13 protein-coding genes and 1 pseudogene are annotated in these 13551 nt (G+C 44.0%); all 14 read right to left on the reverse strand.

Features of this window, described 5'->3' with window-relative positions; all coding sequences use genetic code 11:
* Positions 1 to 27 precede the first annotated feature (27 nt).
* Positions 28 to 1308: a metallopeptidase TldD-related protein gene (locus G601_RS0106870; RefSeq protein WP_026664922.1), complete on the reverse strand. Its 1281-nt coding sequence runs from the start codon at positions 1306 to 1308 to the stop codon at positions 28 to 30.
* A 134-nt stretch (positions 1309 to 1442) separates the two neighbouring features.
* Entirely contained in the window at positions 1443 to 2873 is a 1431-nt protein-coding gene (locus G601_RS0106875; protein WP_026664923.1) for a TldD/PmbA family protein, read from the reverse strand.
* 178 nt (positions 2874 to 3051) lie between these two features.
* Positions 3052 to 4056, reverse strand: coding sequence for a substrate-binding periplasmic protein (locus G601_RS0106880; protein WP_026664924.1), 1005 nt, complete (start codon positions 4054 to 4056; stop codon positions 3052 to 3054).
* 122 nt (positions 4057 to 4178) lie between these two features.
* Positions 4179 to 5063 (reverse strand): alpha/beta hydrolase, encoded by an 885-nt coding sequence (locus tag G601_RS0106885; RefSeq protein ID WP_026664925.1) that lies wholly within the window; start codon positions 5061 to 5063, stop codon positions 4179 to 4181.
* Positions 5064 to 5132: 69 nt separating this feature from the next.
* The gene (locus tag G601_RS0106890) at positions 5133 to 6482 is read right to left on the reverse strand and encodes an MFS transporter (protein WP_026664926.1); all 1350 of its coding nucleotides are present in this window, start codon (positions 6480 to 6482) and stop codon (positions 5133 to 5135) included.
* A gap of 101 nt (positions 6483 to 6583) precedes the next feature.
* Positions 6584 to 7498, reverse strand: a complete 915-nt coding sequence (locus tag G601_RS22275; protein ID WP_051205652.1) for an AraC family transcriptional regulator — start codon at positions 7496 to 7498, stop codon at positions 6584 to 6586.
* A 71-nt stretch (positions 7499 to 7569) separates the two neighbouring features.
* The gene (gene larC / locus G601_RS0106900) at positions 7570 to 8889 is read right to left on the reverse strand and encodes a nickel pincer cofactor biosynthesis protein LarC (protein ID WP_026664927.1); all 1320 of its coding nucleotides are present in this window, start codon (positions 8887 to 8889) and stop codon (positions 7570 to 7572) included.
* 661 nt (positions 8890 to 9550) lie between these two features.
* Positions 9551 to 10321, reverse strand: coding sequence for an SDR family NAD(P)-dependent oxidoreductase (locus G601_RS0106905; protein WP_330368813.1), 771 nt, complete (start codon positions 10319 to 10321; stop codon positions 9551 to 9553).
* An 84-nt stretch (positions 10322 to 10405) separates the two neighbouring features.
* Positions 10406 to 10723, reverse strand: a complete 318-nt coding sequence (gene trxA / locus G601_RS0106910) for a thioredoxin (RefSeq protein ID WP_026492821.1) — start codon at positions 10721 to 10723, stop codon at positions 10406 to 10408.
* A gap of 258 nt (positions 10724 to 10981) precedes the next feature.
* The gene (locus G601_RS24830; protein WP_051205653.1) at positions 10982 to 11527 is read right to left on the reverse strand and encodes a LiaF transmembrane domain-containing protein; all 546 of its coding nucleotides are present in this window, start codon (positions 11525 to 11527) and stop codon (positions 10982 to 10984) included.
* Positions 11520 to 12128, reverse strand: a complete 609-nt coding sequence (locus tag G601_RS0106920; RefSeq protein WP_026664929.1) for a hypothetical protein — start codon at positions 12126 to 12128, stop codon at positions 11520 to 11522. The genes G601_RS24830 and G601_RS0106920 overlap by 8 nt, the downstream gene beginning before the upstream one ends.
* 3 nt (positions 12129 to 12131) lie before the next feature.
* Positions 12132 to 12548, reverse strand: a complete 417-nt coding sequence (locus tag G601_RS0106925; RefSeq protein WP_026492823.1) for a hypothetical protein — start codon at positions 12546 to 12548, stop codon at positions 12132 to 12134.
* A complete protein-coding gene (locus G601_RS0106930; protein ID WP_026664930.1) occupies positions 12545 to 13111 on the reverse strand; it encodes an RNA polymerase sigma factor in 567 nt (188 codons plus the stop codon). Before G601_RS0106930 ends, G601_RS0106925 begins: the two co-directional genes overlap by 4 nt.
* Positions 13112 to 13289: 178 nt before the next feature.
* Positions 13290 to 13551, reverse strand: a pseudogene (locus G601_RS27300) (group II intron reverse transcriptase/maturase); the annotation flags it as partial.

Raw genomic sequence — 13551 nt, forward strand, 5'->3', positions numbered from 1 at the left:
GCTGATGAAAAGATTTATCATGTTCTATTATTCAGCTCCTGTAACGCTGACATTCTCAAGCCTTGTGAGCGCAGGGATGTAGAAATTGTCGTACTGGCGCTTTTCTTTGGACATATACATCTCTTTTACAAAATCAGTCATGCAACCGGAGATAGAACCACCGCTTACAGGTGTCACCTTGTCTCCGTCGTGATAATAGCCAAGTCTGATCTCACCGGCGATATCGCCTGAGATGGGATCAACTTCAAAATCGGAAAACTCAACAACCTCAAGATACTTGCCATCTCTAATCTCTTCAGAGGTCTTGCTTCCGCCTGTCACATCAAAATTGCAGGCAAGATATGAATCCTTGATTCCAAGATAATATCTGAATCTTCGTCCGCCAAAGAAGGTCTTGGGCACATTGTTTTCGATTACTGTCATGTCATAGATAGGCGCACCCTCGTCGTCCACATCAAAGTTCCTTGATGAATTGGGAAGGTTCTTTACAGAGCAAAGTGTCACCTTGTCACCCTTTGCATTAGATGCAATATCTTTTCCGATTTCCCAGTCAGAGTACTTACTGTAGATGAAGCCTGCGTTGCACTTCTCAACAAACCAGCTGTAAATCTGAACCGCATCGCTTGTGGGGAATACAACTGCTGCCTTACCAAGCTTGGGTGTGGGCTTAGCGATGAGCTTGTCCTTACCATACTTAAGAACCTCTGCAATCTCCTTCTTAAGGTTTTCGCCGTCGCAGCTTCCTGCTTTATAAAGGCGATACAGCTCAATCTCGTGCTCACCCTCTCTTGCATTAACAACAACCTCCACCATCGATGAAGGATATTCGAAGGTGATATCAATGCCTTCCGAATTAATGAAGTGTCTTATATTTTTCTCAGCAAAAATTTCGTAGGAGTTGATGTACTCAGTATCTGTCTCAGGTACGGACTTCATAGCTTCTACAAAGTTCTCGGCGATTTTTGAAACATCCACCTTCTCATTTTTGGATATATAAAAGTCTGCAGGCTTATTAAGTTCATAGAACGGATTCTTAACGTTCTCAGCTCTTGATATAAGCTTATCGACCTCATCCTTAATCTCATCCTCTGTGAGTGTAGGATAAATTTCACCTGATGCACTTCCAAGCATCTTGCCATCATCAAGCTTCTTGTAAACCTTGACGTTAATGTGCTGGACGTCTCTTACTCTGTTCTGATCCAGCCTGTGCTTTATGAAATAGAATTCGTATGCCAGTGTTGTTGTGTCTGTAATTTCAAAGCCATCTGCGTTTGAGGCTTTGAGTATATTTAGTAGTTTTTCTATCATCTCAATTACCCACCTTTATGTGTATTCCCCTCATCCGCCCTTCGGGCACCTGTCTTCGCTCCGCTTCGGTTCGCGCAAAACCGATGTCCACTGGACATCGTGCGCCCCCTAAGGGGGAAGGCTTTATAAAATACTTAACCGAGTCTTGCAACTGCCTTCAGGTACGGACCACCGTCGGAAACCTTAACCCATTCCTTGTGTCCCTTTCCGCAGCCGCCGTTTCCGAAGGATTCGCGGTCGGTGCTGACCATGGAAATTGAGCCAAGAAGGTCCGGTACATAGCCTGTCATAACCACGGGCGCAACCACTTTTCCTGTGAACTTGCCATCAATGATCTCACGTCCTCTTGCCACAATACACTGAATACCCCAGTGCTTGGGATCCTCCATACCTGAGAACATACCCTCAAGGTAATAGCCCTTCTTCACCGAAGCGATCATATCCTCCTTGGAGTCGCTGCCGCTGTCAAACATTGTATTAGTCATTCTGGTGTAAACCTTGTGCTCAAAGTTCTCACGCTTACCGTTACCTGTAGGCTTGGTGCCAAGGCGAAGCGCAGCAAGAGCGTCGCATACACCGGTCTTTAAGATACCGTGGTCGATCTCAGTAACATCTCCTGCCAGAGTTCCCTCATCATCGAAGGCATAGCTTGCAACGTCAACAACGCAGTTTGCACCCTCGTGCATGGAAACAAGATCTGAACCCACGCGCTTGTCGATATACTCTGCGCCGAGAGCTCTTCCCTTTACAAACATATCCATCTCAACGCCGTGACCAAAGGCCTCGTGAGCAATAAGTCCTGTAACCTCAGGGCTTGTGATGATCTCGTATTCTCCGGGCACAACGGGTGAAGCATCAAGCATATCACCTACTGCGTTTACAGCCACTTCGATCTTCTCCTCAAGGCCGTCTAAGATTCCGGCACCGGTACGACCTGAAACACCCTCGATTGTCATGGTATTTCTGCCGTTCTTTGCTCCGATCGCAAGGATGGTTCCCTCTGTGTAAACGTAGCTCTGACGCATGTCGCGGTTCTTGGTAAGGAACATCTTGCACACATGGGTTGACTTAGCGGAAGCAGGAGCGTCGATCATGTAATCCTTCATAGCCATTGCTTTGTCGCTGTAGCTCTGGAGCTTCACCATAAGTGCGCCAAGGTCTACATCCTTAGGAAGGATATCTGTCTCCATCTCAACAAAAAGCTCGCAGGGCTCGTCATCAAGCTTTGCTGTATCGAAAACCTCTGTTGAGGTTCTTTTTATAATTGCAAGCTGATCGTCGAGAATGCTCTTCAATTTTGCTGCCTGTGCACTGATGTCTGACTCAGGCTTATTAAAGGAGTACTCGCTGTAAAGGCCATCCTTATATACTCTTACAACGCAGCCTCTCTCGGTTGTCATATTTTCACCGGTTATGGTCTTGCTCTTCTGTGATGCCTGAATGCCAAAACCCTTGGAATCACTGGCAAGTATACTTACATAATCATAATCCTTTGAGAGCTCATCAATCAGCTTTTTAAGGCTGGGAGCGAGGCTCTCAAGGTATGTTGAAAACTTTGCTTTCATCTGTTTTATTTCCTTTCATTTTATTTAAGTAAAATCTCTGCAAGCTGAACTTTTTGGCGGCCTTAGCGGACATTAAGGCCACTTGTCCATTATAAATGTTCTGCCCTATTTACTCAAACCATTTCGTAGGCAAAAATATAGGACTGTGAACAATAATTTTCACAGCCCTGCTATATTATTAAATTATATTTTTAATATACATGACAAGCCCCAGTATTGTCCCCAAAGCAACAGACAAAACTGTTATAAGTAGCGTAGTGATAATTCCATTCACAAAAAGCAGCCAGCGGTCTTCACGTATAAAGGTTCTTTCAAAGCTGAATTTTAATGATTTCCACAATCCCGTTAAGCTGACCGGCCCAGCCCCTGAGGCATCATCCCTTACCATAACAGCTACCTCCTCATCAAAGAGGACCTCAGAAAACGGAATCGCCTCCGCACGCTCAGCATCATAGTAGAGATTAGCCATAACGCAATCTGCATCTCCACTCTGTGCTGCCGCTATAATGCCGCTAAAGTCATATACTTTGAACTCCAGATCAGCATTAAGCCAATATGCGAATCTTTTAGCCAGCTCTATATCCAGTCCGGTTAACTCATTACCCTCATAATATGAATATGGTTCCAATGTACCAACTGTAGCAACTCTCAGATGCGTAGAAGGTTCCTGTGCCTCAGGAATATCCGGCATGGTGTAGTTGTCATCCTCCACCCACCTTTTTCGCATATCATCAATTGTTCCATCGGTCTTGAGTTCATCAATAAAACTGTCCAGTTTTTCCTTAAAATCAGGAATAGCACACTTGGGAGATATGCCGACTGCTACCGGATTCCCGGCATAAACGGCATCCAAAAGGCGCACACCCTGCGTGCCATGCTTTATTGCAGTCCTCATCTGTACCTTTGAAGCCACATAAGCATCAATGCGGCCGGTTGCCACGTCCTTATAGCCAATCTGAATATCGGTATATACTATTATCTCTGCCTCGGGAAAATCCTCCTTCATCTGCTTTTCCTCAGGGCAGTTAAGGCTCACACCGATTTTTCTTCCGGGGTCACACAGCTGCTCAAGGGACGTGATTTCTTTATTATCATCTCCCGCGCAGCCTGTATATGTAATTAGGAGTATAAAAATAAGTGACAGCAGATAAAATCCCCGCCACACCTTCCATTTTCTTTTCAAGGCCAAAGTCCTCCTGTTACGAAAATGTTAGCAAAAATATAACGGAAATTCGATTAAATAAATCTAAAAAAATCGGCAAATAACACCAAAAAATCCCCGGCCTTTCAGCCAGGATTCGGTCATTATCTGATAAATGATTTAAAGAAATTGCATTCCTCGTCGTTGCATCTTGCAGCTTCATCGAGCTTCATATTGCAGTGGAAAACATGTCCCAAGGGCTGGTCGCCGGGAACATAGTAGTATCTGAATACGTTAGGAACATTGCACTCCATGAGCTTAGCCACAAGGGGAAGCTGTTTATCCTTGAGGAAATCACCATCTGCAGTCATAACAAAGGTTGCAGGATAATCATGGGTGATAAAGTTAACAACTGAGATGTTTTCAATCTCTTCGTCTGTTGCACCTCCGGGAAGGAGCTCCTTCATAAGCTGGAAGTCCTGGGACTCCTTATCATCAGAAGTAATTCTGGATACGCCACAGTTAAGGGCAACAGCTTTTAGTGAAAAGCCCTCAGGTGCCTTGAACTCATACTTATTAGCATATTCCTTGTTTGTAAGGAAGCCTGAATACAGTCCTAAAAGATGAGCACCTGCTGAATCTCCTACAGCAAAGATATTCTCTGTATCGAAGCCGTACTCCTCTGCATTTTTCATGACAAATTCAGCTACAAGGTTTGTATCCTCCAAGGATGACGGGAACTTGAATTCCGGTGCAAGTCTGTAAGTGAAGTTAACAACTGCAAAGCCGCGCTGTGCAAGACTCATGCAGTAAAACTGGTAGCGCTCCTTGTCGCCGTAAACCCAGCCGCCGCCGTGAACGCTGATGATGACAGGGAGCTTACCCTCTGCATTTTTCGGACGATATACATCCAAAACCTGCCAATTTTCATCACTTCCGTAAACAATGTCGTCAAAGCGCTTTATATCTTCAGGAGTGGTGAGACCCGCATCGCGGATATCATCACCCTCCTTGAACATTTTTCTTATCATATCTGATAATTCTGACATTTTGTAACCCTCCCATTTTTCTATAAAACCGCGTTAGAGTTAGCGATATTTGTAATTACTTTTTATTTCTTATTTGATTCTCTTAGCTTCAAGATCTCTCTGGATATCCTCGATGTACTTGTCGATGTTCATCATTATGCAAAGAACAAGGCAGATAGCACCGATGATAGCGCCGTTGTAACCAAATCCAAATCTGATGCTGTTAAGTGCAGTCTGTGTCTGAACCTCAGCCATGCCGTCGTATCCACCGAATGCGATGATCCATGTTCCAAGTGCTGAACCAACACCGATACCAACCTTCATACCGAAGGATGTGCAGCTGTTTACAAGACCCTCTGAACGGATTCCTGTTTTCCATTCACCGTAGTCAACAACGTCAGCTGTCATAGCAAAGATACCACTCATGATGGGTCCCATACCGATACCCTTGATTACAAGACCTGTCATAACAAGCGGGATGCTTGCGCCTGCAGCGCCTACAACGATTGAACCGAGTATCATAAGAACACATCCACCGATCATCATCTTCCACTTACCAAACTTAGCGATAAGTCCGGGAAGAATAAGGTTTACGATCATGGCAGGAATTGTTGTTGCCATTGATGTAAGTGTGATAACTCCGATGTTACCAAGAATGTTATCGCAGAAGTAGAATGTCATTGTTCCTGTGCTTACAACTCCAACATAGAGGAAAAGGAACAGAAGACTCTGGATGAAGAAATATCTGTTCTTAAGAAGTGCTCCGAAAGCATCCTTAAGAGGAACTGTATCAACCTTAACTTCACCTGTTGCCTCGTTCTCACCGATGTGCTCCTTACATCCAAGGAAGCTTACGATGCAGAGTGCGCATGCGATAATCGCATAGATTACTGAAAGCTTGAACCATCCTGTTGACTCAAGAAGTTTTGATGTAACAGCGTTGATGATAAGTGTTGTGATCTGTGTCATTACGAATCTCATTGCTGCTGTGCTTCCTCTGTCCTGAACGTCAAGAGTCATACGGGAAAGAAGAGCATTGTAAGGCAGGTTGTTAGCTGTGTAAACGATGCAGCTCTGGAAAATGTATGTAAGATAAGCCCAGATAAGCTTGCCGCTATCGCTCATTCCTGCCGGAACATTAAAGAGAAGTACCAGTGACAATCCCATAAAAGGTGCTGTCCAGAGAAGCCACGGACGAGCCTTACCCCATCTGGTCTTTGTCTTATCAACAATTGTTCCCATGAGAATGTCTGTAACACCATCGAACACTCTCGCAAGCAGCATCATTGTTCCGATCGCTGCTGCAGCGATACCTACTGTATCTGTGTAATAAGCGGTAAGGAATGTTGAGCACATTGCTACTACAACATTCGCTCCGCAGTCACCCATACCATAAGAAACTTTTTCCCAAAATGATAGTTTTTTTGATCTACCTTCCATTTTAAAAAGACACCTCCTAAAAATTTCATAACGTCCTGTCCTCTTTGGGACAAGTAGGATTATATAAAATAGGTGGTGTCTTTTTCTTTGCTAATTCGGTCTTAAAAATTACCGTTTTTTGACATTAGAATGTGATTGCTCAGTTTTTCTATACTGTAACGGCGTAATTCCATATTCCTTTTTTTGAAGCTCAAAATAAAGCGTCTGCTGTCGGAAAATCCGCACTCCAGAGCAATTTCCAAAACTGACTTATCCGTGCTTATTAAAAGGAATCTTGCCTGATGAACTCTGCACTTTGATACGTACTCCACGAAGGTCATGTTCATTGCATTATGAAAGCATCTTGAAAAATAGCCGCTGGAAAAGTAGAACTTTTTTGCTATTTCTTCCTGAGAAAGCGGTTCATCATAGTGATTCTCGATGTAAGAAATCGCACCCTTTATGCGCTCAAAATTCTTGGCCTTGTTGATAGGGAACTCATCTCTTCTCCAGGCAAGCCGGTATTTCATAAGGCAGTGAAGGAGCTCGTAAACCAGGCCCTTCACAAACAGGTAATCATATTCTTCCATCCGCGGATTGCCATCGATGTCATTGCCATATTTTGTCAGCCTTTTCATGATGCTGCCAATTTCTTCGCTGCCATTTTTACTGTCCGGAATAAAGTACATCTCTTCATATCGCGGAAGTGTTTCCTTAAGAAAAGTCCTGGAAATAATAAGGACCGTAGCCGCAACATCACCAAGCTCAATATCAGAGTAATCTGCAATAATGTTGTGGATACTGTCCGAATTAACTATTATCGTCTTCCCGCAGGTGTCGTTTATCTTCTGCCCGTCCACCACGTGAACAGTCTTATCCCCCTTAAGTATATGGGTCAGCTCCAGCTCAGAGTGCCAGTGGTGCTCAAGCTTTTCAGCGCCCTCAGACATGTTGCTATTGTAGTAGACATTCAGAATCTGAAAGGGCGCTTCTGCGGTGTATTCAAATTGTTCGTAGCTTACGTTTTTTTCACTCATAGGTATTACTTACTTTTAAATATTTTGATGCAGTATCCAATAGATTATTGCTTTTCTGGTTCGTGCATCATTTATAATGCCGTGTCATTCTTTCTGGCTATTTTAGCGCGGTCCTCGTATTCCTGCTTTTCCCGGCTTACGCCATAGCCGCTCACCTTTTTTACCCTTATATCTCCATCAGGTGTGGTGATGGTATCCTCTTCACGCTTTAAAATATAGCGCTTGCAGATATTCTCACGAACCCCGATAGTTGTTGTGTATTTGAAGATTTTCCTGACAAAGCTGTCCTTCTCATTTTCTCTGCAGAGTACTGTCAGCATTGTACCCGGGCGGTTCTTCTTCATGCCAATGGAGGTCGTAAACACATCAAGGGCTCCCTCCTCCATGAGGCGCTCTGTTGCAAAGCCGATGGCCTCGGGTGTCATATCATCAAGATTGCAGACAAGCTCTGAAATGGTGTCTGTGAGGTCAGAATCTGAAGCTGTTCCTGTTTTATCTGCATCTGAATTTATGCCTGTTCCATAGAATGTCCTTACGCAGTTAGCCTGAGGAAAGTCTTTTTTGCCCATACCATAGCCGATTGCGTCAATGTTCATAGCAGGCTGAGCCCCGAATTCCTTGGCAAAATATTTAATGAGAGCCGCTCCTGTGGGAGTGCACAGCTCACCCTTTACGTCTGAACTATAGAAGGGAATCCCCTTAAGAAGAAGCGCTGTCGCAGGCGTCGGCACCGGAAGAATTCCATGGGCGCACTTCACCTGACCGCTTCCCACATTTATGGGCGAAGCGATTATTTTTCCAGGTGCAAGCCCATTCATGATAAGGCAGGTTGCAGATATATCCGCAACTGCATCCATGCTGCCAACTTCATGGAAATGCACCTCTGATACTGTTGTTCCGTGAACAGTGCTCTCAGCTTCAGCAATAAGCTTGTAGACATTCATGATGTCCTTTTTAACTTCGGCGGTTGTGTTCAGGGAGCTCACAATATGCTCGATGTCTGAGAGGTGGCGATGGCTGTGGTGGCTGTGAACACTTGCCGAGGTTTCTTCGAGGCTAGTGTGAACGTGTTCCGTCGAGCCTTGCGAGAACGGAACTTCCTTGTGATCATGGTGATGATGTTCCGGCGAGCCATGCGAGTGCGGAGCTTCCTCATGATGGTGATGCTCCACATCCTCACTTATCTCTTCCTCACCATTTACCTTGACTGTAAGATGGCTTCCCATGATCCCACACTTCTCTGTCTTATCAAGCGAGAAAGTCACTCCGGGAATCCCAAGTCCTGCAAGCTTTCCCAGCATCTCATCCCTGTTATCGCAAAGCTCCAGAAGCGCCGCCGATAACATGTCTCCCGCAACTCCCATTTTGCATTCTATGTAAAGTGTTTTCATGCTCTATTCCTCATTTGTGTTATTGAATTAAGTCTATCTGTATTATCTCCCTTTACAGACTGACTTGTTGTTTAAGTCTCTCTTGCACGTTACGTCTATCATCTGATTATTCTTTTTCCCGGTTGACTTGCTATTTCATATCTGTGGACTGTGTTACGTCTATTGGAGCTATATATACTTTTCTGACTTACTAAAAATATGAATTATCAAAAGCCTTTAAGTCTATCCTATTGCTATTCTCTATTCTGACGTAACGGTTATTCTTCACTTCCGATTTCCGTTGCGTCAATTCCTAGGCCATTCTTAAAACCGGTGTAACAGCTTCTCTCCACTTCCATCCGCCGTTACGTCTATTTAGAGCCCAACACTATTACCGGCGTAACAGCCTCTCTTCTCTCCGGTCCTCCGTTGCGTCAATTTAATGTCCAATCTTATTCCCGGCGTAACGGCCTCTTCAAAAATAAATTTCGATTACGTCTACTTACGCGCAATCTCACTTTCAGACTTACCGCCACCAGAAAGCCCCTCTGGAAGCAACCTGGAAATAACCCGCGGAAATACCCCGTGGAAATAACCCCAAACCCTAGAGCCCATCTGGAAACATCAACAACAATATATGTTTCAAGAGATTCCCAAATACAGCTAACCAGCTTAAATCATATCACTCCGCATATATCTTCTTTTTCTGCTGATGTCCCACCATGCTCACCAAAATACTGTCAGGCACAAAGCGCTGGAAGGCCACGGCAAGCTTCATTCGAAGAGTAGGTACTATCACTGTTTTTCTCTTATTCATTTCCCTTAGGCACTCGCGGACGCACTGCCTTGCTGAGATTCCCTTTAGTGCAAAGGTTACGTCAGCATTACTGTTAAACTCTGTATCCACAGGTCCGGGGCAGAGGCAGCAGACGTACACAGGGCTGCCCTTTTCCTTCAGTTCCCTGGCAACTGCCTTTGTCAAAGACACTACATAAGCCTTGGAGGCGTAGTAGGTTGCCATGTAGGGGCCGGCAGGAAGAAGCCCTGCTGATGAAGCAACGTTAAGGATGGTGCCCTTACCCTGCTTGTTCATCTTTGCAAGAATACCCTTAAACAGAATATGCATGGCTATATCATTGACCTTCACCATGGAAATCTCTTTATCAAGATCCGTCTCCAGAAAGGTTCCGGCGGTTCCAAAGCCTGCATTATTTATGAAAATATCTATATGCTCATCATCAATTTCTTGAAGGAGCTTCTTGCAGTCCTCCTCCCCCGAAAGGTCAGTCGTTATAATTCTGCAATTGTCCCCAATCTTACCACGTATATCGTTTAGTCTGTCAGTACGCCTTCCTGTCAGGATAAGCCTGTATCCTTTGGATGCGTAAGCTTTAGCAAACTCTCTTCCGATTCCGGAGGTTGCACCGGTTATGAAAACCGTTTTGGTCATCATGGTCTCCTCTCATAAAACTTTTTTCAAGCTTACCAATTCTACATAGATAATTATACAAAAAATTGATATGCCAAACAATTAAACTTACGCAATACTCTGTATTTTGCTCTCAAGTCTTGCCTTGGGAACTGCACCGAGCTCATCATCAACTATCTTACCGTTTTTAATGAATGCGAAATAGGGAATGCTCATTACTCCATACTTCTGAGCGAGCTGAGGTTCCTCATCAATATTTACCTTGCCAACCTTGATCCTGCCGTCATATTCCTTTGCAAGCTCATCGACAACAGGTCCCATCATCTTGCAGGGGCCGCACCAGTTTGCATAGAAATCAACCAGTACCGGAACCTCGCTGTTTACAACCTCTGCATCAAAATTCTCACTTGTAAATTTGTATTCCATATATATCACCGTCTCGCCTTTGTGGCGCCTTTCTCTATCTTTGTTGATAGTAAACTGCTTTTCTTAGTTGATACTTACATTATATGTGGTATAAAAAATATATCAACTACGCAGTTTGTATGTACCTGGTACGGAAAAGTATACTACCCTAAAGAAAAGAAACCAGCGATACACAATGCGCAGATAGAAGTGTCCCAACAAAAGCAAAATCCTCATCCCATTCTTCCTTTTTAAGAAAAACGGGATGAGGATATCTTTTTACCAAAATACTTCTGCGTGCTTTAAGCATATATCTGCGAAGGCCATGCTCATGGAGAAAAATCCCATCATGATCATCATGAATGCGCCTGCCTTGTCATAAACAAAGGTCTTACAGAACTTGCTGGCAGCGAGAACTTCTATTCCAAGGGATATGAGGATCAGCGGCCATACAGAGAGGATATTTTCATAGGAAAACATGCCAAGTGTGGTATGAAGCAGAAAAGCAACGCCAAATCCGATAAAGCATAACCCGGTAGTTATAGTTCCGACGCGATGGCTGCGAGCACTTGCTGAGGTTTTATCGAAGCTAGTGCGAGCGTGTTCTGGCGAGCTTCGCGAGAGCAGAACTTCCTTTTTAACAGCACTTGCTGAGGTATTGTCGAAGCTAGTGCGAGCGTGTTCTGGCGAGCTTCGCGAGAGCAGAACTTCTTTGTTAACAGCACTTGCTGAGGTATTATCGAAGCTAGTGCGAGCGTGTTCCGTCGAACCTTGCGAGAGCAGAACTTCCTTGTTAACAGCACTTGCTGTGATATTATCAGGCATTTTTCTCCTCCTTTTTATCATCCGCTATAAGAATAGGGTTTGATGAAGTGTCGGTTATGTAGAGCTGCTGCTTTTTTCCTAAAATAAGCTTCACACCGATCACGATGATAAGTGCACCAACCACACACTTAGGGAATGAATAAACAAGCTGATAAATGTATCCTGCGATTCTGCCGTGCTCCTGCTCATACATAAGATACTGCAGATAATCTGAGATCGGATCCCATACGATGTTCCAGAGCATGAGTACGCCCATAACTATAAGAGCCCATGCGCCGCACTTGCGGAGAGTCTCTGACTTGATATTGATTGCCTTGCCGGTAACCAGCTCATTCCAGAAGAAATCGTCCTTTAAGGATGCGAATACTTCCGGGGCTGAATGTGTAAGATTTCTCGCATGGAAAAATCCATAAAACCACATGATCATAGGTACTACCATGAAAATATCGTTAAGGCTAAGAAGCGGAATAAGTCCGAAGGAAATCACGAACACCGCCATGATGCTCAGTCCCATTTTCATAAAGCCCATATTCATCTCTGAAGCGCCGGGCATGAATGCGCATAAAAAATTAAATAATCCTCTTTTCTGCTGTGGTCTCATTTTTTAGTCCTCCATATTAAAACCTGTATTGGAAATAGTGTCGCTTATAACGTGGCTTCCAAAAATATTAGATATGTATTTTGTATTGTCATTTTTCTTTTCAAGCTGGGTTGTTGCTGCCGCTTCCTTTATTGCAACGAAGTTTTCATTGGCAGCTAAGAACGGTGCCACCAGTAAAAACAGAATCGCAGCGGCCATCGCCATACAAACCTGAAACCTGAATCTTGCATATTGCTTTTTCTTTTCCTCAAATGAAATTGTGTTGTTACTTTCTTCACTGGTTTTTGATTCATCCTGGTTAATTCTTTTCATTACAGATGCTTCAAAATCCGGAGGCGCCTGGAGCAGTCCTGCGCTTTCAGTTTCATCTATTAGCTTTTGTAATTCTTCATCGCTTAAATATTCGAATTCTTCATTCATGCTTCCAGCCACTCCTTTCTACAAGTTTTCTTCAGCATTTCTTTTGCCCTGAAGATCCTTGTCTGTATAGTTTTAAGATTGTCGCCCTTTTCTTCGGCGATCTCCTTTGCTGTCCGTCCTCTGATAAAGTGTTGCAGCGCTATGTCACTATAGGCTTCCGGAAGCTCTTCGCAACACCGGGTAAAAGTATTCATTACATCTTCTGTTTCATAAATATCTGCCGGATTATTAGCCGCTTCGCTGGCAGCCACGTAGGCGCTTTGTGCTGCAGTCGGCATCTCGTCCTCTGCCGTCGGTACCGATTTTGCAGCTGCGCTCCTTAGGTAATCAGTGCACTTATTGGCTGCGATCCTGCAAAGCCAGGCCTTTTCATTATTCCCATCAAACTTGTCCATGTGCATATATGCTGAGAGGAAGGTTTCCTGAGCAATGTCCTCCGCGGTAAAATAGTCACCGGTCATTCTCAGACAGATGGAAAAAATCAGGTTCTTGTACTCACCCATCCAGCGTATTAAGTTTTCATTCGCCTCTATTTTTTCCACCTCCCTTCGTGCTTTTTTCATCTCTCATTACATATAACGAGTGTATCATAAAAATGTCTTCACGATTTTTTCAAAAAAGATAAAAAAATTTTTTAAAGCCCTATTTGGAATCGAGTAGGAGAAAATGTCTCATTATAGAGACATTTTCGACCTCTCACACCACCGTGCGTACGGTTCCGTACACGGCGGTTCAATCAACTTAACAAGTGACACACCTCTCGGTGTAGTAATCTAACATTGAGATAAGTCCAAATTGCTTAAGCCTTTTCGGGCTTATTGCTCTCTGCACATCTGTCTTTGAGCATACGCTTGCAATCGCTTTTCCGTTATAGGCGGTTCTATATGCCGCCCATTTGGGTATTCCTAGCTTTACCAAGTTCTTCGCTCTGTTCTGTGGAGTTTTCCAGTGTTTCCAAATGCACATGCGAAGTCGATACCTGATATTTCTATCAAGTTCTGTA

The sequence above is a fragment of the Butyrivibrio sp. FC2001 genome (genome assembly GCF_000424125.1).
GTDB lineage: Bacteria > Bacillota > Clostridia > Lachnospirales > Lachnospiraceae > Butyrivibrio.